Source organism: Streptomyces otsuchiensis, assembly GCF_004305975.1.
In the GTDB taxonomy this organism is placed as follows: Bacteria; Actinomycetota; Actinomycetes; order Streptomycetales; family Streptomycetaceae; genus Streptomyces; species Streptomyces otsuchiensis.
In genome coordinates this window covers 1-19,763 of sequence record NZ_BHZI01000094.1, presented here as the reverse complement: position 1 = coordinate 19,763, position 19,763 = coordinate 1, and the positions used below count along the sequence as shown (strand labels likewise).

Sequence of the window (19,763 nt, the reverse complement as noted above, 5' to 3'; positions counted from 1 at the left end):
AAGAAGCGCTGGCGCTGTTCGGCCACGGCGGGGCGGCCCGGGAGACCCTGGCCGAACAGCGCCAGCGCTTCTTCTTCGACTTCCTGAAGCACTCGCTCCAGCAGGCCGAGTGGACCTTCCGGCTGAGTGTGTGGTTCATGTCCGGCGGGGCGGCCATCCTGCTGGCGGGCGGCGTGCTCGCCCTGGTGCACGCCGGTGACCGGAACCTCAGCTACATTCCGGTGGTGACCAGCCTCACCGGCACGCTGATCACGGTCGGCGGAGGTGCCATGGCGGTGCAGGCGCGGCGGGCCCGGTCCCATGTCACCGAGCAGGCCGACCGGATGGACGCCAAGATCGATCTGGACCACAAGCTGGAGATGGCGATCACCCTGATCGACCGCGTCAACGATCCGTCGGCCCGTGACCGTCTGCACGCCGCAGCCGCGCTGAAGGCGCTCGACATGCAGTCCAGCCCGGACGTCATGGTCGACCGTCTCCTCCCAGGCCGGGAGAACCGGTCACGGCGCGAGATCGAGCGGGACGATTCGTGGGGCCGGGACAGCTGACGGCGGCGCGGCGCGGGTGGAGGGCCGACGCCTCACTCCAGGACGTGGCGCAGATAGGACCGCGGGTCGTCCAGGTAGCGGCGCCAGTGGTCGACCAGGGCGAGTTCGGCCCAGGCCAAGCGCCGCATCCCGTGGTCCCCCACCTCCACGATGTCGGCGCCCGGCAGCGCGGTGAGCAGCGGCGAGTGGGTCGCGCAGACGACCTGCCCGCCGTTCCTCACCAGCTGGTCGAGGTGGCCGACGAGTTCGAGGCAGGAGGCGAAGGAGAGCGCGGCCTCCGGCTCGTCCAGGACGTACAGTCCGGGCTGGAAGAACTTCTCGCGGAAGGCCGCGAGGAATCCCTCGCCGTGGCTCCGCCCGCCCGGGGCGAACCCCTCCCGGTCGAGGGCGTCCAGCGCGGTCTCGGCCCGCAGGAAGAACCCCGTGCGCGCCGACCAGCTCCCCAGCATGCGCCGCCCGGCGGGCGCCGCGTCGAACCGGATCCGCTCCCCCAGCGCCGACTTCTCGCGCGCGCTCGCGTAACGCCAGCTGTGGGAGCCTCCGTAGGAGTCCAGGCCGAACCCCTCGGCCAGCGCTTCGACCAGCGTGGACTTCCCGGAGCCGTTCTCGCCGACCAGGAACGTCACGGGGGCGGTGAACCGCAGGCCCCCGGCCAGCAGTTCCCGCACGCAGGGGAGGTGCCACGGCCAGTCGTCACGGTCGTGTGAGGGCACATGCGCGTAGACGCGTTCGACGATCATCCCGTCGAGCATGGCAGCCGGCACCGACAGCCGTGCCCGCGTCGCGCCGCACATCACCCGGCGGCTGGTGGCGTCCTACGCACGGCACCACACCACCCTCGGCAGCGGCAGGCCGCGGCTGGAACCGCTGACCAACCGTGAGACCGAGGTGCTGCGGCTGGTCGGGACGGCCTCACCAACGACGAGACCGCCCGGCGCCTCGTGCTCAGTGAGGGCACCGTCAAGACACGTGTGAAGCGTGTGATGAGCGAACTCTTCCTCGCCGGCCGGGCCCAGGCCGTCGTCGTCGCGTACGAGACGGGTCTCGTCAGGCCGGGGGCGGCGAGCGCTCCAGAGTACGGAGGTCTCCCGCCCGGCCCCTGAGGCTCGCTATGCTGGCGGGAGCGTCGCGTGCCGGTGGCGGACCACGCCAGGCATGGAGGCGCCGGACCAGGAAGGTGGTCGGTATGACCCCCTCCCCGTTCCTCACCGATGAGTGAGGACGACAGGAACAGGCTCATCGCCTGGAATCACGAGATGGCCGCCGCACACCAGCGGCTGCGCGAGGCGCTCCACGTAGCGCGGGACGCGATCGAGAACGAGGACGAGGGCGGCCCGGCGACACCGGCACGGGAGCTGCTGCTCTACTGCCACGGCTTCTGCGCCGCGCTCAGCGGGCACCACCGGGGCGAGGACACCGGGCTGTTCCCCGAACTGGCCGCGCGGCACCCGGCGCTGCGTCCGACGATCGCGAAGCTGGAGCAGGACCACAGCATGATCGAGTACCTGCTGACGCGGTTCGACCACGCCGTACGGTCCTCCGCGTCACGTGCGGAGCTGGCCCGTCATCTGGAGGGCATCTCCGCGATCATGGAGTCGCACTTCCGGTACGAGGAGCGCCAGCTCCTCGACATCCTGGCGACGCTCGACCTCGACGCCGAACCCCGCACGATGTTCGGGCCCCTCTAGGACGTGTCCGGCCGATCATGCCGAGAGGTCGCCGCCCATGACGGCGGAGACGAACGAGGACCAGTCGGCGGCCGGGACGGCGGGCTCCGCACCGTCGTGGCCGGTGGAGTGATGGCCCGGGAGTGCGCCGGAGGCCGCGTGGCCCGGGGACGGCTCCCCGCACTCGCCGCCGCCGGGGAGCGAGTCGACCCAGCGGGTGTCGGTGAGGTCCGGGGCGGTCGTCGTGGTGGCCATGGCGGTGCTCCTTCGGCAGCACGTTCGGTACGTCCCCAGGGGATAGCCCGGACGCGGTCATGCGAAACCCCGCCGAACGTCACGGTTCGGCGGGGTTCCGGCGGAGCGGTTCGGCACAGCGGTGCGGCGGAGCGGTGGCAGGCCGTCGCGGCGGACCGTTGCGGTACCGGCCGACGGGACTACGGAGCCGTGGCGCGGAACCGCTCCGTGGTCTCGCGCAGGATCTCGAACCCGTCGCGTGCCCACATCCCCTCGTTGAAGATCTCCACCTCGATGGGACCGGTGTAGCCGGCCGCGTCCACGACGCGGCGGAAGCGGGCCATGTCGATGCAGCCGTCGCCCAGTTGGCCACGTCCGGTGAGCACGCCCTCGGGCAGCGGGGTGACCCAGTCGGCGAGCTGGAAGCAGTGGATGCGCCCGGCGGCTCCGGCGTCGGCGATCTGCTGTTCCACCCGCTCGTCCCACCACAGGTGGTAGGTGTCCACCACGACGCCGACCACCTCGGCCGGGAAGGGCGCGGCGAGATCGAGTGCCTGGCCGAGGGTGGAGACGGCACACCGGTCGGCGGCGTACATCGGGTGCAGCGGCTCGATTGCCAGCCGTACCCCGCGTTCCGCCGCGTAGGGGGCGAGTTCGGCGAGGGCGCCCCCGATGCGCGCGCGGGCCTCGATGAGGTCCTGTCCTCCCTCGGGCAGTCCGCCGGAGACCAGCACCAGGGTGTCGGTGCGCAGCGCGGCGGCCTCGTCGATGGCGGCGCGGTTGTCGGCGAGCATCGCGTCGTGGTCGGCGGCGGTGAAGAAGCCGCCGCGGCAGAGCGAGGTCACGGTGAGGCCTGCGTCGGCGAACAGCCGGGACGCCTTCTCGACTCCGTACTCCTGGACCGGTTCGCGCCACAGGCCGACCCCGCCGACGCCCAGTTCGGCGCAGGCGGCGGCGAGTTCGGGCAGCGGGAGCTGCTTGACGGTCATCTGGTTGATGGAGAAGCGCGCGAGGTCGTTCCCGGCCCCGGGCTGCCGCGTGCCGGTCATGAGGTCACCCCGTGGACGGCGAGGAGCTGCCGCATGCGGGCGGCGGCGAGCTCCGGGTCCGGGAAGAGTCCCAGCTCGTCGGCGAGCCGGTAGGCGTGGGCCAGGTGCGGCAGGGAGCGTGCCGACTGGAGTCCGCCGACCATGGTGAAGTGGTCCTGGTGCCCGGCGAGCCAGGCGAGCAGCACGACGCCGGTCTTGTAGTAGCGGGTGGGCGCCGCGAACAGGTGGCGGGCCAGTGGCACGGTCGGGTCGAGGACGGCGCGGAAGCCGTCGGTGTCACCGGTGTCCAGCAGCCGGGTCGCCTCGGCGGCCAGTGGGGCGAGCGGGTCGAAGACGCCGAGCAGTGCGTGGCTGAAGCCCTGGTCGTCCCCGGCGATCAGCTCCGGGTAGTTGAAGTCGTCACCGGTGTAGCAGCGCACGCCGTCGGGGAGGCGGCGGCGGAGCGCGATCTCGCGGTCGGCGTCGAGCAGGGAGACCTTGATGCCGTCGATCTTGTCCGCGTGGTCGGTGATGACGGACAGGAAAGTCTCGGTGGCGGCGTCGAGGTCGGAACTGCCCCAGTAGCCCTCCAGCGCCGGGTCGAACATCGGGCCGAGCCAGTGCAGGATGACGGGCTCGGTGGCCTGGTGCAGGAGGTGGCCGTAGGTCTCCGCGTACTCCTCGGGTCCGTCGGCGACGGCGGCGAGGGCCCGGGAGGCCATCAGGATGGGCTGGGCGCCGGCGGTCTCGACGAGTTCCAGCTGCTCCTCGTAGGCGGCCCGCACCTCCTTGAGGGTGGTGCCGGTGCCGGGCGCGAGCTGGTCGGTGCCGACACCGCAGGCGATGAGCCCGCCGACGGAGCGGGCCTCGGCGGCGGAGCGGCGGATCAGTTCGGCGGCGCCGCCCCAGTCCAGGCCCATGCCGCGCTGCGCGGTGTCCATGGCCTCGGCGACGCCGAGCCCGTGGGACCACAGGTGGTGGCGGAACGCGAGGGTGGTCTCCCAGTCGACGGCGGCCGGGCCCTCGGGCCCGACGTCGGCCAGGGGGTCGGCGACGACGTGCGCGGCGGAGAAGATGGTGCGGGAGGTGGGCGCGGGCCCGGCGGCGTTCCGCGCCACGGGCTCGGTGCGCGGCTGGTAGAAGACCGGCTCACCACCGGGGGTGGGCAGTCGGAGCGGACCGGTGCCCGCGGGTGGGTGGGGGGTCACAGCTGGACCTCCGGGACGTCGAGACGGCGGCCCTCGGCGGCGGAGCGCAGGCCGAGTTCGGCGAGCTGGACGCCGCGCGCGCCGGCGAGCAGGTCCCACTCGTAGGGCGCGTCGGTGACGACGTGGCGCAGGAAGAGCTCCCACTGGGCCTTGAAGCCGTTGTCGAACTCGTCGTTGTCCGGGACCTGCTGCCACTGGTCGCGGAAGGAGACGGTGTTGGGCAGGTCGGGGTTCCAGACCGGCTTGGGGGTGGTGGAGCGGTGCTGGATGCGGCAGTCGCGGAGCCCGGCGACGGCGGAGCCCTCGGTGCCGTCGACCTGGAACTCGACCAGCTCGTCGCGGTTGACCCGCACCGACCAGGAGGAGTTGATCTGGGCGATGACGCCGCCGGCGAGCTGGAAGATGCCGTACGCGGCGTCGTCGGCGGTGGCCGCGTACTCCTGGCCGTTCTCGTCCCAGCGCTTGGGGAGGTGGGTGGCGGTGAGGGCCTGCACGGTCTCGACGCGGCCGAACAGCTCGTGCAGCAGGTACTCCCAGTGCGGGAACATGTCGACGACGATGCCGCCGCCGTCCTCGGACCGGTAGTTCCAGGAGGGGCGCTGCGCGGGCTGCCAGTCGCCCTCGAAGACCCAGTAGCCGAACTCGCCGCGCACGGAGAGGATCTCACCGAAGAAGCCGCCCTCGATCAGGCGCCGCAGCTTGAGCAGGCCGGGGAGGAAGAGCTTGTCCTGGACCACGCCGTGCTTGATGCCGGCGTCGTGGGCCTGGCGGGCGAGGGCGAGGGCGCCGTCGAGCCCGGTGGCGGTGGGCTTCTCGGTGTAGATGTGCTTGCCGGCGGCGATGGCCTTGCCGATGGCGCTCTCGCGGGCCTGGGTGACCTGGGAGTCGAAGTAGATGTCGATCGAGTCGTCGGCGAGGACCGCGTCGAGGTCGGTGGAGACCGCGGCGGGGTCGAGGCCGTGACGTTCGGCGAGGGCGCGCAGGGCGTGCTCGCGGCGGCCGACGAGGACGGGCTCGGGCCAGATGACGGTGCCGTCACCGAGGTCGACACCACCCTGGTCCCGGATGGCGAGGATCGAGCGGACCAGGTGCTGCCGGTAGCCCATGCGGCCGGTCACGCCGTTCATGGCGATGCGCACGGTCCTGCGGTCGGTGGCCGGTGTGCTCATGGCCTCCACGTCCTTTCGTCGGGTGGTGCTGGCGATGCTGCGGGTGGGTGGTGCGGATGCGGTGCCCAGCAAGGATGGTAAGCGCTTTCTACGCCGTTGGGAAGCTACTCTTCCCACGACACACCGACTCACCCCGTCCACCCCTCATCCGACCGGAGGCCCCCGCATGACAGTGACGCTGGCCGATGTGGCGGCACGCGCCGGCGTCTCGGCGGCGACCGTCTCCCGCGTGCTCAACGGCAACTACCCCGTCGCCACCGCGACCCGGAGCCGGGTGCTGCGCGCCGTCGACGAGCTGGAGTACGTGGTCAACGGCCCGGCCAGCTCGCTCGCCGCGGCCAGTTCGGACCTGGTCGGAGTCCTGGTCAACGACATCGCGGACCCGTTCTTCGGGATCATCGCCGGAGCCGTGCAGGACACCATCGGCCCGGTCACCGAGACGCCCGGACACGGCCGGAAGCTCGCCGTCATCTGCAACACCGGCGGTTCACCCGAGCGCGAACTCACCTATCTGACGCTGCTCCAGCGCCAGCGCGCCGCCGCCGTGGTCCTCACCGGCAGCGGCACGGAGGACCCCGCGCACCAGGACGCACTGGCCACCCGGCTGCGCCGGCTGAGCGCGGGCGGAGTCCGCGTGGTGCTCTGCGGCCGCCCCGCCCCCTCCTCCGGCGACGCCACCTCCGGGCGCGGCGTCGCCACCCGCGCCGGATCCAACGGCGCCGCCCACACGGGCGGACCGGGGTACGGGGAGCCGGACGACGGCGACGGCACGGCACGGCCGGTGACCGTCCCCCTGGACAACGAGGGCGGCGCCCGGGCCCTGACCGAGCACCTGCTCGCCCTCGGCCACCGCCGCATCGGCTACCTGGCCGGACCAGACCACCGCTCCACCACCCGCCACCGCCTGGCCGGGCACCGCGCCGCCCTGGCCGACGCGGGCCTGGAGCCGCCTCCCGAACGGCTCGTGCTGCACGGGCCGTTCGACCGCGACACCGGGTACTCCGGGGCCCTCCGGCTGCTGGAGGAGGAACCGGGGCTCACCGCCATCGCCGCCGCCAACGACACCGTGGCGCTCGGCGTCTGCGCGGCGCTGCGCGACCGGGGACTGCGCGTCCCGGAGGACGTCTCCGTCACCGGCTTCGACGACCTGCCGTTCGCCGCCGACGTGGCCCCCGGCCTCACCACGGTCCGGCTGCCCCTGCGCGAGGCGGGCACAGCGGCCGGGCGGGTGGCGCTGGGACTGGAGGACCCGAAGGACGGGCTGGTGCCCGCCACCCCGGCACGGCTGGTCGCCCGCGACTCCACGGCCGCGCCCCGCGCCTGACCGGCGACCGTTCGGGCGGGGGCCCGGCCTGTCGGAGCACGAACGGTGCGCCGACAATGACCCGGTACCCGCGCCGCCCGCCCGACCGGCGCCGCCGTCCCACGCACGAACGGGGAAGCACCATGCCGCACGCCACCGCGTCCGACGGGACGAGGATCGCCTACCAGACGGCGGGCGACGGTCCCCCGCTGGTGCTCCTGGCTGGACAGTCCAACAGCCACCACTGGTGGGACGCGGTGCGCGCCGACTTCGAGACCGGCCACCGCACCGTCACCCTCGACCACCGGGGCACCGGCGACAGCGACAAACCCGACGAGCCCTACAGCACCGAGGGGTTCGCGGACGACGTGATCGCCGTCCTCGACCGTCTCGGCATCGAGCGCGCCGACGTGTACGGCACCTCGATGGGCGGCCGGATCGCCCAGTGGCTGGCGGCCCGTCACCCGGCGCGGGTGCGAAGGCTGGTGCTCGGCTGCACCTCGCCCGGCGGCACGCACGGCGTGGAACGTGACGGCGGGGTGCGGGCCTCGCTCGCCCTGCCCAGCGCCACGGCGGTGCGGCGCGCCCTGCTCGACTTGATGTACACGCCCGGCTGGCTGGCCGAACACCCCGGCCCCTACGGCACGTTGGGTGACGCGTCGATGCCCGCGTACGCGCGGCGCCGCCATCTGGTGGCCAGCAACCAGCACGACGCGTGGGAGGTGCTGCCCCTGATCCAGGCGCCGACGCTGGTGCTGCACGGCACCGACGACCGGTTCAACCCGGCCGCCAACGCCGCGCTGCTCGCCGGGCGTATCCCGGACGCACGCGTCAAGTTGATCGAAGGCGCGCGCCACGCCTACTTCGAGGAGTTCCGGGAGGTCGCGAGCCCGCTGGTACTCGACTTCCTCGCCGGACGGTGAGCACCGCGCGGACGGCGGGCCGGATCGGCGCTCACCCATCCCGGGCCCGGTTCACGGCCGCTCTTCGCCGCGTCATGAACCAGCCCCTCCGCTTGCGGAACGTGTTCGACCGGGAGCCGCATAGGCTCGGACCATGGCTGCCGAATCCGCCGAACAGACCGCCCCCGGGCGTACCGGCCACCCCGAACCGACGACGCCTCCCGTGACCCGCACCGCCGTCCCCGGCGCGCCCCGCACCGCCCCCGACGACGCCGTCTCCGGCTCCGGAAACGGCTCCGGTGCGGGCTCGGACACGCCTGCCGACGCCGAGCTGGCGTCCGGCCCGCTGGGCATGAGGCTGCTCGCCTTCGCCCGCGTCCCCGAGGAGACACCACCGTCCGACCACGAACTGACGTACGCCATCGTCGCCGTCCGGCACCGGGGGCGGCTGCTGCTCGTCCGCGAACGTCACCGCCAGTGCTGGGAGTTGCCCGGCGGCGGCATCGACCCCGGGGAGACGGCACGGGAGGCCGCGGCCCGGGAGCTGATGGAGGAGGCCGGGCAGCGGGTGCCGCCCGGCGAGCTGCGCTTCGAGGGGTTCGCCCGCACCGCGCTGCCCAGCCATCTCACCCGCTACGGCGCGCTGTTCTCCGCGGACGTCGCCGAGCCGGCGGAGTTCACCCCCAATGAGGAGATCATCGAGATCGCGTGGTGGAACGGGAGCGACCCGCTGACCGGCGCCGCGCTCCAGACCGTCGACGTCTATCTGGCGGGCCTGACCGCACGCTGAGGACCGCTGATCGCCGCACGCGCGCGCACGCCCCGCCCCGCCCCTAGGCCACACCGCCTGAGCGGCGAGGCGACGGGGTTCGGTTCCGGGAGCGGGCGGACGGCAGCGCCGTGGTGCCGCACCACGGCCGCCCCGCGCGGCGCCGGACGCTGCCGCCACGCCCGCGCCCACCGATGCGCCCGCGCCCGCCGCTCCGTCAGCGGACGTTGACCGGCGTGCCCAGGTAGTTGCGCCACAGCTCGGCGTAGTGCCCGTCACGGGCCAGCAGCTCGGTGTGGCCACCGTCCTCCACGACCCTGCCGTCGTCCAGGACGACGACCCGGTCGGCGCGGGCGGCGGTGGTCAGGCGGTGTGCGACCACCAGGGTCGTCCGCCGCACGGCGAGGCGGTCGGTGGCCTCGTTGACCAGCGCCTCCGTCGCCAGGTCGAGGGCGGCGGTCGCCTCGTCCAGCAGCAGGATGTCGGGGGCGACCAGCTCGGCGCGGGCCAGAGCGATCAGCTGCCGCTGACCGGCGGAGAGGTTGCGGCCGCGCTCGGCGACCTGATGGAGGTAGCCGCCCGGCAGCGTCGCGATCATGGCGTGCGCGCCGACCGCCCGCGCGGCGGCCTCCACCTCGGCGTCGGTCGCCTCCGGGCGGCCGTAGGCGATGGCGTCACGGATCGGGCCCGCGAAGAGGTACGGCTCCTGCGGGACGACACCCAGCCGGCGGCGGTAGCCCGCCTGGTCCAGTTCCCGGAGGTCGGTGCCGTCGGCGAGGACGGCGCCCGAGCTGGGGTCGTAGAACCGGGCGGCGAGCTTGACCAGGGTGGACTTGCCCGCGCCGGTCTCGCCGACGAACGCCACCGTCTGCCCCGGCTCGATCCGGAGGTCGATGCCGGTCAGCGCCTCCTTGGTGGTGGAACCGTCCTCGGTGACGTACCGGAAGTGGACGTCGCGGAACTCGAGTTCGCCGCGGAGCGCGTCGACCGGACGCGGGTCGTCCGGCTCGGGCGTGGTGGTCGGCTCCCGCAGCAGCTCCTGGATGCGGCGCAGCGCGACGGCCGCCTGCTGGTAGCCGTCGAAGACCTGCGAGAGCTGCTGGACGGGCGCGAAGAACAGCTCGATGTAGAGCAGGTAGGCGACGAGCGCTCCGGCGGTGAGGGTACCGGCGGCGACCCGGCCGGAGCCGGTCCACAGCACGCCCGCGGTGGCGAGGGTCGCCAGCAGCTGGACGAACGGGAAGTAGATCGAGATGAGCCACTGGCCGCGGACCCGGGCCTGCCGGTAGCCGTCGGAGAGCTCGGTGAACCGGGCGACGCTGGCGTCCTGCCGGCCGAACGCCTGGACCATGCGCAGCCCGGAGACGTTCTCCTGGAGGTCGGCGTTGACGCCGCTGACCCGTTCCCGGGCCAGCTCGTAGGCGCGGGTGGAGGCGCGGCGGAACCAGTAGGTGCCGAAGACCAGCGGGATCAGCGTGACCAGGACGACCAGGGCCAGTTCGGCGTCGATGACGACCAGCGCGCCCATGATCCCGAAGAAGGTCATGACGGCGACCAGCGCCTGCACCAGGCCGGTCTGGAGGAAGCTGGTCAGGGAGTCGACGTCGGTGGTCATCCGGGTCATGACCTTGCCGGCCATGTTCCGCTCGTAGTAGTCGAGACCGAGCCGCTGGAGCTGCGCGAAGATCTTGATCCGCAGGGAGTACAGGGCGCGTTCGCCGGTGCGGCCGACGACGCGCAGGCCTCCGATCTGCACGACCCACTGCAGGAGCACCACGCCCAGCGCCAGCGCGGAGGCGGCCCACACCGCGCCGAGCGCGCTCTGGGTGACGCCCTCGTCGATGCCGTGCCGGATCAGGATCGGCACCAGCAGCGCGGCGCCGGCGTCGACCACGACGAGCGTGAGCGCGAGCGCCAGCGGGCGGCCGAGGCCGCGCAGCAGGCGGCGCAGGCCGTATCCCTCGCGCTCGGGGGCCGCGGCCTGCTTCTCGTCGACCTCGGGGACGTCGTCGGCCGGTGGCAGCGCGTCGACCCGGGCCAGCAGTTCGGGGGTGGCGGCGGTTCCCGCCATGGCGGCGGAGAACGCGGCGGGGCCGGTGGCCGGCGCTCCGGCCACGAGCGGGCGGCGGTCACCGCCCTGGTCGTCGTCGGGGCGCTCCCACAGCTCGGGGGTGACGCCGCCGCTGTCGCGTTCCTCGGCCGGGGTGTGGCCGGGGTGGGCGTCGTCGACGCCGACGCCGGGGCGGGCGTGGTCGGTGAGCCGGTCGTCCGGTCCGGCCAGGAGCCGGCGGTACAGCTCACAGCGGCCCTGGAGCTCGGTGTGGGTGCCGCTGTCGACGAGCCGGCCGGCGTCGAGCACGGCGATCCGGTCGGCCAGCATCAGGGTGGAGCGGCGGTGCGCGATGAGGAGGGTGGTGCGGCCGGCCATGACGCGGCGCAGCGCGTCATGGATCTCGTGCTCGACGCGGGCGTCCACGGCGGAGGTGGCGTCGTCGAGGATCAGCAGCCGGGGGTCGGTCAGGATGGCGCGGGCCAGCGCGACGCGCTGGCGCTGGCCGCCGGAGAGGGTCAGTCCCTGCTCGCCGACAAGGGTGTCGTAGCCGTCGGGGAAGGCGGAGATGAAGCCGTCGGCCTGTGCGGCACGGGCGGCGGCGCGTATCTGCTCCTCGGTGGCGCCGGGGTTGCCGTAGGCGAGGTTGTCGCGGATGGTCCCGGTGAAGAGGAAGCTGTCCTCGGGGACCAGGCCGATGGCGCCGCGCAGCGAGGCGTAGGTCAGTTCGCGGATGTCCTGGCCGGCTATCCGGATCACGCCGGAGCCGGGGTCGTAGTAGCGCGGCAGCAGCTGGGCGATGGTGGACTTGCCGCTCCCGGACGTGCCGATCACGGCCAGCGTCTCACCGGGGGCGATCGACAGTGAGAGCTCGCTCAGCGCGGGTGGCGCGTCCCCGTCGGCGCCGTAGCGGAAGGTGACGCGGTCGAGCTCGACCGTCGCGGGGGCGTCGGCGGGGAGGTCACGGGCGTCGGGCGCCTCGGTGATCTCCGGCTCGGTGTCGATCAGCTCCAGGATGCGCTCGGCGCCGGCGCGCGCCTGCTGGCCCACCGTGATGATCACGGTGAGCATCCGGACGGGGCCGACGAGCATGGCGAGGTAGGCGGAGAAGGCGACGAAGGTGCCGAGCGTGATCTCGCCGCGGGTGGCCATCCAGCCGCCGAAGGCGAGCATGGCGACCTGGCCCAGGGAGGGCACCGCCTGGAGGGCGGGGAGGTAGCGGGCGCTGAGGCGGATGCCCCGCATCCGGGCGGCGAACAGGCGGTTCCCGGCCTCGCGCAGCTTGCCGGTCTCCTGGTCCTCCTGGCCGAACCCCTTGACGACGCGGACGCCGCCGACGGCTCCGTCGACGACCCCTGCGACGGCGCCGGCCTGGCCCTGGGCGTACCAGGTGGCGGGGAAGAGCTTGTCGCGGCTGCGCTGTGCGATGAACCAGACGGCGGGCGCGACCGCCAGCGCGACCAGGGTCAGCAGCGGTGACAGCGAGACCATCACCGCGAGGGCGACGGCGAACAGCATGAAGTTGCCGATGGTCATCGGCAGCATGAAGAGGAGGCCCTGCACCAGCTGGAGGTCGCTGGTGGCGCGCCCGACGACCTGTCCGGTGGCCAGCTCGTCCTGCCGGCGGCCGTCGAGGCGGCTGATGGCGCGGAACATGTCGGTGCGCAGGTCGTGCTGCACGTCGAGTCCGAGCCTGCCGCCGTAGAAGCGGCGCAGGAAGGTCAGGGCGTAGATCACGACGGCGGCGCCGAGCAGGGCGGCGATCCACACGGCGAGGCCGTCCCCGCCGCCCACGATGACATCGTCGATGATGATCTTGATGATCAGGGGGGTGAGCGCCATGACGCCCATCCCGACCAGGGAGGACGCGAGCGCGATCAGCACCGTGGTGCGGTAGCGCCAGCTGTACGCGGTCAGCCGGCGCACCCATCCGGGACGGGCGTCCGCCGTGCTGTCCGTCTCGCTCGCTGTCACGCCCTGGGCCTCCCGGTCCGTCGTCGGATGATTCGGGACGGTCCGGTGGAGCGGACCCGTCGGACGATCAACGCTACCCGGGGGGTCTGTCATTCCGCCCGGCGTGCGGGGGCGCCCGGGAGGCCCGGAGACGGGCTCCAGCCGCCCCCGGCGGACACCGGCCGAACTGGGGCGTTCCCGGGGCGCGCACACCGTGTCGCGCGCCCCGGGGAGCGGCGCGGGCAAACTCCGTTGCCGCCGCCCCACGCGGTCGCGATGCTGCCCGGATGACCGCGGACGCGACGGACACGGACCCGACGGACCCGACGGACCCGACGGACCCCGCCTACTGGTACGACCTCTTCTACGGGTGGTGCCCCGACTACGACTTCTATCTGGATCTGGTGCTGGCCTCGCCGTCGGTACTGGACATCGGGTGCGGCTCAGGGATGGTGCTCCACCGGGCACGGGAGCGGGGCCACACCGGACGCCTGGTCGGCCTGGACCCCTCCCCCGGGATGCTGGCGCGGGCCCGTACGCGCACGGACGTCGAGTGGGTGGAGGGTGTCCTGCCCGACCAGGCGCCGTCCGGCCGGTTCGACCTGGTGATGATGTCCGGCCACGCGTTCCAGGAGCTCACCGCCGACGCCCAGGTGCGCGGGATGCTGACGGCGTCCCGCGCGGCGCTGGCTCCCGGGGGGCGGCTGGTGTTCGAGACCCGGAACCCGGCGGCGCGGGACTGGGAGAGCTGGTCACGGCGCCACACGAGGCAGGCGACGGACGCGCACGGCCGCAGAGCGCGGAAGGTCACGGCGGTGGAGGCGCTCCGCGACGGCGCGGGACGCGAGGTGACGGCCGCGGACCCGACCGCCGGTGCGGTGGAGTTCGTCGACATGGCGGTGACGTTCACCGGGCCCTGGCCGGAGCCGCTGGTGAGCCGCGCGACTCTTCGGTTCCTGGACCTGCCCGCACTGGACGGCTTCCTGGCGGAGGCGGGGCTGCGGGCGGGGCGGCGCTACGGGTTCTGGGACGGCAGTCCGTTCACGGCCGGATCCCGGGAGATCATCACGGTCGCCGAGGCGGCCTGAGCCCGGGCCCGGACGCGCGCCCGGGGGCGGCTGCCCGGGAGGGTCAGGGGCAGAGCGGGGGCAGAGTGTCGCCCAGGACCGCGCCCCGGTCGATGGCGACACGGCCGTCCTTGACCACAACGAGCACCTGGCGAGGGTCGGCCAGCGCGGCGATGTCGGACAGCGGGTCGGCACCGGTGATCACGAGGTCGGCCAGCTTCCCGGCCTCGACCGTCCCGACGGTGTCGGAGAGTCCGCAGAGTTCCGCCGCGTCCCGGGTTCCGGCGGTGATCGCCCGCAGTGGCGTCAGGCCGGCGAAGCGGACCAGCAGCTCCAGTTCGCGCAGGTTGGTCCCGTGGTCGGGCGTGAGCCCGGCGTCGGTCCCCATCGCGACGCGCACCCCCGCCTCGACCGAGCGGGCGACGGACTCCTGGGCGACACGGTGCCATCTGACGCCCTTGGCGTGGATGGCGGGTGAGGTCCGGGCGGGGTCGAGGTCGGTCATGGTCTCGGTCAGTGTGGGCACCAGGAACTGTCCCCGGTCGGCCATCTCCGCGCGCAGTTCGTCGTCGAGCGCGTAGCCGTGCTCGACGCTGTGCACTCCCGCGCGGACGGCCGCCGCGATGCCCGGACGGCCGATGGCGTGCACGGCGACGCGTCGGCCACCGTGGGCCGCGGCCTCCTCGATGGCGGCGCGGATCATCTCGGGCCGCAGGCCCAGCCATTCGGGATCGTCGTGGGGTGAGCTCACTCCCCCGCTGCTCGCCAGTTTGACGCAGTCCGCCCCCGCGGCCACCAGCTCGCGCACCCGGAGCCGCATCTCGTCGACGGTGTCCACCAGGCCGGTGGGACTGCCGGGGAACATCACGGCGGCTGCCAGGGCGTCGAATCCTCCGGCCATGGTGAAGTCCGCGTGGCCGGCGTGCTGGCTCAGCATGGTCACGGCGACCAGCAGCCGGGGGCCGGGGACACGGCGTTCGGCAACTGCCTGCCGGAAGCCGGCGTCCAGGCCCATGAGGTCGCGGGCGGTCGTCACCCCGTTCTCCAGTGTGACCCGGAGCCGTTCGAGCACCTTCAGCGTGCGGTAGGTCGGCGGCTCCCGGAGCCCGTCCAGGGCGCTGCCCTTCGTACCGGGGAGGGCGAAGTGCACATGGGTGTCGATGAACCCGGGGCACACGGTGCGGCCGGCGAGGTCGACCCGGTGGGTCACGTCGCGACGTGTGCCGGGCGCGAGGTCCTCGGTACGGCCCACCCACTCCAGCCGTGTGTCCCGGATCAGGAGCGCCGCACCCGGGAGCGGGTCGCCACCGTTGCCGTCGATCAGCCGTGCGTTGTGCAACAGCACGCTTGTGCCGGCCATCGGCCACCTCCGGGTCGCTCTCACTGGCATCGCCGGTCCGGCCGGCGGTGGCGGCCCGGCGTGGCGGTCCGGTCGCCGTTCCGCCAACGGGGCGTGCCACCCAGCGTGGACGGCGTCCGGGCTTCCGGCACGCCGGGTACGCCGTACGGCTGACGTGGGGGCGACGACGTGGGGGTGGTGACGTGGCGCGATGAGGCGGCGCTGTCGGTGCCCCACGCCGGGGCCGAGGGGGCGGTTCAGCGGCAGCGTGCGAGGACGTCGGCCTCGAAGGTCGGGAACTCCCCATTGGCGGCCGCCACCAGCGCGGCGGCGGTGTCCCGCCGGCCGGGTGCGAACTCCTCAGCCAGGTCGATCAGTTCGGCATCGGGCCGGGAGTCGCGCCCGGGGTCGGCGGTGGCCTCGTAGGGCCCGGAGCCGTCGGCGAGTACCCACAGGAACGCGGCCAGGTCGGTGGCGACGACGCCGACTTCCCCCTCGGAGCCGAGGAAGACGACCGGCTGGTCGGCCAGCGCCCGGCCGGGGCGTACCAGCCACAGGGCGACGTACCCGCCGGTGCCGTCCTGGCCGAAGACGCGGTAGTCGTCGCCGTTCAGTTCGGCGTTGCCGGTCCAGGCGCGAATCCAGTCGGTGGTGTCCTCCGCCGTGAGGAACTCCGCGTAGGGCTCGAAGTCGACGCCCTCGCCGTCGGCGTAGTCGAACTCGATCTCGGCGACGGCGTCGAGTGCCGCGGGGAAGCGGCGGTCATCGGTGGTGCTCATGGGCGCCAGGCTAACGACCGTCTCCCGTAGGGCGGAAGCTGCCCTCCGCATCGGAGAGGGCCGGTTTCCGGCTCCGCGACTTCGCCCGCCGCCACACCGAGGACCCGGTCCGGCTGCGGCTCTTCCCCAGCGCCTAAGACGGCCTGTTGCCGCACGGCCTGATCGCCGCGGAGCCCCCGGACGCCGACGCGTTCGAGGCCCTGCTGCGTGATCTGCTGCGCCCCTCCTGACCCCCTGGCCCTGGTCCCGGCGCCGGGCGCCATCACGCCGGGCGGCCCGGCCGCCCGGCCGCCCGGCCGCCCGGCCGCCGTCCGACTGTTCACCTGGCCGGTGGCCTCGCTTCGCCGGGACGTCAGCCGTACTGGGCTTTGGCCGACCAGGCTCCACGCGGTAGCGGGCCGGCACCCACCGGCGCGCCGCACCCCACGTGAGAGGCGATGGTCATGGGAAGCAAGCGGCACGGAGCGGAGCACGGCCCCGCGGGTCCAGCCCCCGAGGGCGGCACGCGGCCCGGCGCGGGAACCGGTGACGCGCCGGCGCCCGGAGGGTTCAGCAGACGCTCACTGATCAAGGCCGGCGGCACCGGTGTCGCCACGGCGGTGGTGGTCGGCCTGGGCACGGGCAGCGCGAGCGCCGCGCCGGGCCGGGCCCCGGCCGAGGCAGCCGCCTGGGCCCGCCGCCCCCACGGCGCGCTCAGCGCCCGTGACCCGCACGTCCTGACCCAGCGCCGCGGACGCGGTGTACGGGGACGGCCGACGCCGAAGGTCCGCGTACTGCCGCTGAACAGCGCCAAGTTCCTCGCGGGCGCCCGCTTCGACCTCCGGGTGGAGGCGATCGGTGTCGACCCGGAGACGGCGCGGATCGAGATCTCGCTGAGCGGCCCCGACGGCCCGGCACCGGTGCTGCGCCGGCAGTCCGAGGACCGCTCGCGCCCGGCCGACGACACCCTGGCCGTCACCTACCGGGACATCTCCTACCCCCGCGCGGGCGAGTTCACGGTCCGCGCGAAGGTCACCTCCGGCGGCACCACCGGCGAGGCCACCGTCACCCACCGGGTGGTCACCGCCGAGGCCGCCGGGAACGGCGGCAGGAGCGGCAAGGGAGGCAAGAACGGCAAGGCCGGTGGTAGACAGGCGAAGAACGTCATCTTCTTCCTCGGCGACGGCATGGGCACCCCGGCGATCACCGCGGCGCGGCTGCTGTCGAAGGGCATCACCGAGGGCAAGTACGACGGCCTGCTGGAGATGGACACCATGGAGTACCGGGGCCTGGTCTCCACCTCCGGCGCCGATTCCATCGTCACCGACTCCGCCAACTCCATGTCGGCGTACATGACCGGGCACAAGTCGTCGGTCAACGCGATGGGTGTCTACGAGGGCAGCTCCGAGGACCCGGCCGACCACCCCCGGGTGGAGAACATCACCGAACTCGTGAAGCGGACGCGGGGGATGTCCGTCGGCGTGGTCACCACCGCCGAGGTCCAGGACGCCACTCCGGCCGCCGTGTGGGCGCACACCCGGCGGCGCTCGGAGTACCTGGAGATCATGGACCAGTCGCTGAAACACGCGCAGCGTCCCGACGTGCTGCTGGGCGGCGGCCTCGCCTCACTGCTGCCGCGCTCGGCCGAGGGCTCACGCCGCGACGACGACCGCGATCTGGTGAAGGAGTACGAGGCGCTGGGCTACACCCATGTCTCGACCTCCCGCGAGCTGAGCCGGGTCGTCAAGGGCCGGAAGATGCCGCGCAACCTCCTCGGTCTCTTCCACACCGGCAACCTGAACGTCTACCTGGACCGGCGGCACGCCAAGAACCCCGAGACTCTGGGGAAGTGGAACGACCAGCCGACCCTGATGGAGATGACGTCCGCCGCCCTGAAGTCCCTTGAGCAGAACGACAGAGGCTTCTTCCTGGTCGTCGAGGGCGCCTCCATCGACAAGATGGAGCACCCGCTGGACGGGCCGCGCGCCGTCTACGACACCATCGAGTTCGACCAGGCGCTCGGTGTCGCCAAGCGCTGGGCCCAGGGGCGCGACGACACCCTGATCGTGGTCACCGCCGACCACAACCACTCGATGTCGATCGTGGGCACCCACGACCGGCGCGAGGAGCAGGGCCGCGCGGCCAACGGCGTCTACGGGGACGCGGGTTTCCCGACGTACACCGACAGCGACGGCGACGGCTTCCCCGACGACCCGGACCCCGACGTGCAGTTGTTCTTCGGCTGGTCCAACCACCCCGACCACACCGACGACTTCCGGCACAACGCGGACTTCGCGCAGCCGGCACTCACCGACCGGGACTCCGGCGACGCCGTCCCCAACCCGGAGCGCGACCCGGACGCCGAACTCCAGACCGGCAACCTGCCGCCGGACCAGACCAACTGCGTGCACACGGTGGAGGACGTGTCGGTCTTCGCCTCGGGCGTGGGCGCCGAGCGGTTCAACGCGTTCCAGGACAACACCGAGCTGTTCTTCGGCATGATGCACGCGCTCGGGCTGGACCCGGTGCGCGAGCGCTGACCCGTCCCACCTGACGGGCAGGGCCCCCGCCGCGGGCGGGCACCCCATCGGCGGGGCCGGGACGCCGGGGCCCGGCCGGGACACCGCGGCGTGAGCGGCGTCCCGGCCGGCCCGGCGCACCGGGCACAGCGGCCGGACCGGGCACAGCGACCCGACCGGGCACAGCGGCCGGACGGGCCGGACCCGGCGGACCGGGCGCACCGCGTTCACCGTGCCGGCCGACGCCCGTCAGTCCCGCGCCGGCTCCCGCTCCGCACGCGCGGCGGCCATCTGGCGCGCCATCAGCGTCGTCAGCTCGTAGGCGGTGTGCGAGGCAGCGACCGCCGTGATCTCGGCGTGGTCGTATGCCGGGGCCACCTCCACCACGTCGGCGGAGACCAGGTTGCAGCCGGCCAGCCCCCTCAGGATCTCCAGCAGTTCGCGGGAGGTCATGCCGCCGGCCTCGGGGGTGCCGGTGCCCGGTGCGTGCGCGGGGTCCAGGCAGTCGATGTCGATCGAGACGTACAGCGGCCGGTCGCCGATCCGGGCGCGCAGCTGGTCGGCGACCTCGTCGACGCCGCGTCGCATCACGTCGGCGGAGGTGACGATGCCGAAGCCCATCTTCTCGTCGTCGTCGAGGTCCTTGCGCCCGTACAGCGGGCCGCGGATTCCGACGTGGGAGAGGGCGGAGGTGTCGAGGATGCCCTCCTCCACGGCCCGCCGGAACGGGGTGCCGTGGGTGTACTCGGCTCCGAAGTAGGTGTCCCAGGTGTCGAGGTGGGCGTCGAAGTGCAGCAGCGCCACCGGTCCGTGCAGGCGTGCGGCGGCGCGCAGCAGGGGCAGGGCGACGGTGTGGTCGCCGCCGAGGGTCATCAGCCGGGTGCCGCCCGCCATCAGCTCACCGGCGGCGGCCTCCACCGTCTCGACGGCCTCCTCGATGGAGAACGGGTTGACCGCGATGTCCCCCGCGTCGGCGACCTGCGCCAGTGCGAAGGGCGACGCGTCCTGCGCCGGGTTGTAGGGGCGCAGCAGCCGGGACGCCTCCCGGATGGCGTTGCCGCCGAAGCGGGCGCCGGGCCGGTAGGAGACGCCGCTGTCGAAGGGGACGCCGACGACGGCGATGTCGGCTGAGGGGACCTCGTCGAGCCGCGGCAGCCGGGCGAAGGTGGCGGGCCCGGCGTAGCGCGGGACGCGCGAGGAGTCGACCGGGCCCGCCACCTTCGCCCGGCTGCCGCGGCTCGACGAGGTC

The 19,763-nt window shown here is 73.5% G+C and carries 18 protein-coding genes; 9 read left to right on the top strand and 9 right to left on the bottom strand.

Features of this window, described 5'->3' with window-relative positions; all coding sequences use genetic code 11:
• Positions 1-548: TRADD-N-associated membrane domain-containing protein (locus tag E0D90_RS26575; RefSeq protein WP_157996851.1), on the top strand; the 548-nt coding region annotated here is incomplete at its 5' end.
• Positions 549-580: 32 nt separating this feature from the next.
• Here the strand turns inward: E0D90_RS26575 and E0D90_RS11335 are convergent.
• A complete protein-coding gene (locus E0D90_RS11335; RefSeq protein ID WP_130797706.1) occupies positions 581-1,288 on the bottom strand; it encodes an AAA family ATPase in 708 nt (235 codons plus the stop codon).
• A gap of 10 nt (positions 1,289-1,298) precedes the next feature.
• On the opposite strand from E0D90_RS11335, the gene E0D90_RS27800 reads away from it, so the two are divergent.
• The 3 genes from E0D90_RS27800 to E0D90_RS11325 all read left to right on the top strand — a co-directional run bounded on the left by E0D90_RS27800 (position 1,299) and on the right by E0D90_RS11325 (position 2,236).
• On the top strand, positions 1,299-1,523 hold the full coding sequence (locus tag E0D90_RS27800) for a hypothetical protein (RefSeq protein ID WP_227870141.1): 225 nt from the start codon (positions 1,299-1,301) through the stop codon (positions 1,521-1,523).
• Positions 1,490-1,651, top strand: coding sequence for a helix-turn-helix domain-containing protein (locus E0D90_RS27795; RefSeq protein ID WP_227870139.1), 162 nt, complete (start codon positions 1,490-1,492; stop codon positions 1,649-1,651). Before E0D90_RS27800 ends, E0D90_RS27795 begins: the two co-directional genes overlap by 34 nt.
• 153 nt (positions 1,652-1,804) lie before the next feature.
• The gene (locus E0D90_RS11325) at positions 1,805-2,236 is read left to right on the top strand and encodes a hemerythrin domain-containing protein (protein WP_265415950.1); all 432 of its coding nucleotides are present in this window, start codon (positions 1,805-1,807) and stop codon (positions 2,234-2,236) included.
• A gap of 15 nt (positions 2,237-2,251) precedes the next feature.
• Here the strand turns inward: E0D90_RS11325 and E0D90_RS11320 are convergent, their stop codons facing one another.
• The 4 genes from E0D90_RS11320 to E0D90_RS11305 form a co-directional block, all read right to left on the bottom strand.
• A complete protein-coding gene (locus E0D90_RS11320) occupies positions 2,252-2,470 on the bottom strand; it encodes a DUF397 domain-containing protein (RefSeq protein WP_130797702.1) in 219 nt (72 codons plus the stop codon).
• Positions 2,471-2,649: 179 nt separating this feature from the next.
• Entirely contained in the window at positions 2,650-3,498 is an 849-nt protein-coding gene (locus tag E0D90_RS11315; protein ID WP_103528653.1) for a sugar phosphate isomerase/epimerase family protein, read from the bottom strand.
• Positions 3,495-4,685 carry a dihydrodipicolinate synthase family protein gene (locus tag E0D90_RS11310; protein WP_170214962.1) on the bottom strand — a complete coding sequence of 397 codons (1,191 nt, stop codon included), beginning with the start codon at positions 4,683-4,685 and terminating at the stop codon, positions 3,495-3,497. The genes E0D90_RS11315 and E0D90_RS11310 overlap by 4 nt, the downstream gene beginning before the upstream one ends.
• Positions 4,682-5,854, bottom strand: a complete 1,173-nt coding sequence (locus E0D90_RS11305) for a Gfo/Idh/MocA family protein (protein WP_103503035.1) — start codon at positions 5,852-5,854, stop codon at positions 4,682-4,684. The genes E0D90_RS11310 and E0D90_RS11305 overlap by 4 nt, the downstream gene beginning before the upstream one ends.
• Positions 5,855-6,020: 166 nt before the next feature.
• On the opposite strand from E0D90_RS11305, the gene E0D90_RS11300 reads away from it, so the two are divergent.
• The 3 genes from E0D90_RS11300 (at position 6,021) to E0D90_RS11290 (ending at position 8,849) form a co-directional block, all read left to right on the top strand.
• Entirely contained in the window at positions 6,021-7,178 is a 1,158-nt protein-coding gene (locus E0D90_RS11300; RefSeq protein ID WP_130797700.1) for a LacI family DNA-binding transcriptional regulator, read from the top strand.
• A 122-nt stretch (positions 7,179-7,300) separates the two neighbouring features.
• Positions 7,301-8,080 (top strand): alpha/beta fold hydrolase, encoded by a 780-nt coding sequence (locus E0D90_RS11295; RefSeq protein WP_130797698.1) that lies wholly within the window; start codon positions 7,301-7,303, stop codon positions 8,078-8,080.
• A gap of 133 nt (positions 8,081-8,213) precedes the next feature.
• Positions 8,214-8,849 (top strand): NUDIX hydrolase, encoded by a 636-nt coding sequence (locus E0D90_RS11290; RefSeq protein WP_170214961.1) that lies wholly within the window; start codon positions 8,214-8,216, stop codon positions 8,847-8,849.
• Between the two features lie 196 nt (positions 8,850-9,045).
• On the opposite strand, the gene E0D90_RS11285 is transcribed toward E0D90_RS11290, so the two are convergent.
• Positions 9,046-12,852, bottom strand: a complete 3,807-nt coding sequence (locus E0D90_RS11285; protein ID WP_227870138.1) for an ABC transporter ATP-binding protein — start codon at positions 12,850-12,852, stop codon at positions 9,046-9,048.
• 266 nt (positions 12,853-13,118) lie between these two features.
• Between E0D90_RS11285 and E0D90_RS11280 the strand changes: the two genes are divergently transcribed.
• The gene (locus tag E0D90_RS11280) at positions 13,119-13,919 is read left to right on the top strand and encodes a class I SAM-dependent methyltransferase (protein WP_130797694.1); all 801 of its coding nucleotides are present in this window, start codon (positions 13,119-13,121) and stop codon (positions 13,917-13,919) included.
• A gap of 43 nt (positions 13,920-13,962) precedes the next feature.
• Here E0D90_RS11280 and E0D90_RS11275 read toward each other — a convergent pair whose 3' ends face one another.
• Together E0D90_RS11275 and E0D90_RS11270 are read right to left on the bottom strand one after the other, a co-directional pair.
• Positions 13,963-15,258, bottom strand: coding sequence for a metal-dependent hydrolase family protein (locus E0D90_RS11275; protein WP_174856184.1), 1,296 nt, complete (start codon positions 15,256-15,258; stop codon positions 13,963-13,965).
• 236 nt (positions 15,259-15,494) lie between these two features.
• A complete protein-coding gene (locus E0D90_RS11270; RefSeq protein WP_130797690.1) occupies positions 15,495-16,016 on the bottom strand; it encodes an SMI1/KNR4 family protein in 522 nt (173 codons plus the stop codon).
• A gap of 443 nt (positions 16,017-16,459) precedes the next feature.
• On the opposite strand from E0D90_RS11270, the gene E0D90_RS11265 reads away from it, so the two are divergent.
• Positions 16,460-18,535: an alkaline phosphatase gene (locus tag E0D90_RS11265; protein WP_130797688.1), complete on the top strand. Its 2,076-nt coding sequence runs from the start codon at positions 16,460-16,462 to the stop codon at positions 18,533-18,535.
• Between the two features lie 228 nt (positions 18,536-18,763).
• On the opposite strand, the gene speB is transcribed toward E0D90_RS11265, so the two are convergent.
• Positions 18,764-19,732, bottom strand: a complete 969-nt coding sequence (gene speB, locus E0D90_RS11260) for an agmatinase (protein WP_130797708.1) — start codon at positions 19,730-19,732, stop codon at positions 18,764-18,766.
• Positions 19,733-19,763 lie beyond the last annotated feature (31 nt).

Coding starts and splice junctions, on each gene's coding strand:
- E0D90_RS27800 (WP_227870141.1), top strand. CDS start 1,299: ATGGCAGCCGGCACCGACAGCCGTGCCCGCGTCGCGCCGCACATCACC.
- E0D90_RS11300 (WP_130797700.1), top strand. CDS start 6,021: ATGACAGTGACGCTGGCCGATGTGGCGGCACGCGCCGGCGTCTCGGCG.
- E0D90_RS11295 (WP_130797698.1), top strand. CDS start 7,301: ATGCCGCACGCCACCGCGTCCGACGGGACGAGGATCGCCTACCAGACG.
- E0D90_RS11275 (WP_174856184.1), bottom strand. CDS start 15,258: ATGGCCGGCACAAGCGTGCTGTTGCACAACGCACGGCTGATCGACGGC.
- E0D90_RS11280 (WP_130797694.1), top strand. CDS start 13,119: ATGACCGCGGACGCGACGGACACGGACCCGACGGACCCGACGGACCCG.
- E0D90_RS11325 (WP_265415950.1), top strand. CDS start 1,805: ATGGCCGCCGCACACCAGCGGCTGCGCGAGGCGCTCCACGTAGCGCGG.
- E0D90_RS11315 (WP_103528653.1), bottom strand. CDS start 3,498: ATGACCGGCACGCGGCAGCCCGGGGCCGGGAACGACCTCGCGCGCTTC.
- E0D90_RS11320 (WP_130797702.1), bottom strand. CDS start 2,470: ATGGCCACCACGACGACCGCCCCGGACCTCACCGACACCCGCTGGGTC.
- E0D90_RS11265 (WP_130797688.1), top strand. CDS start 16,460: ATGGGAAGCAAGCGGCACGGAGCGGAGCACGGCCCCGCGGGTCCAGCC.
- E0D90_RS11270 (WP_130797690.1), bottom strand. CDS start 16,016: ATGAGCACCACCGATGACCGCCGCTTCCCCGCGGCACTCGACGCCGTC.
- E0D90_RS11305 (WP_103503035.1), bottom strand. CDS start 5,854: ATGAGCACACCGGCCACCGACCGCAGGACCGTGCGCATCGCCATGAAC.
- E0D90_RS11290 (WP_170214961.1), top strand. CDS start 8,214: ATGGCTGCCGAATCCGCCGAACAGACCGCCCCCGGGCGTACCGGCCAC.
- E0D90_RS11335 (WP_130797706.1), bottom strand. CDS start 1,288: ATGATCGTCGAACGCGTCTACGCGCATGTGCCCTCACACGACCGTGAC.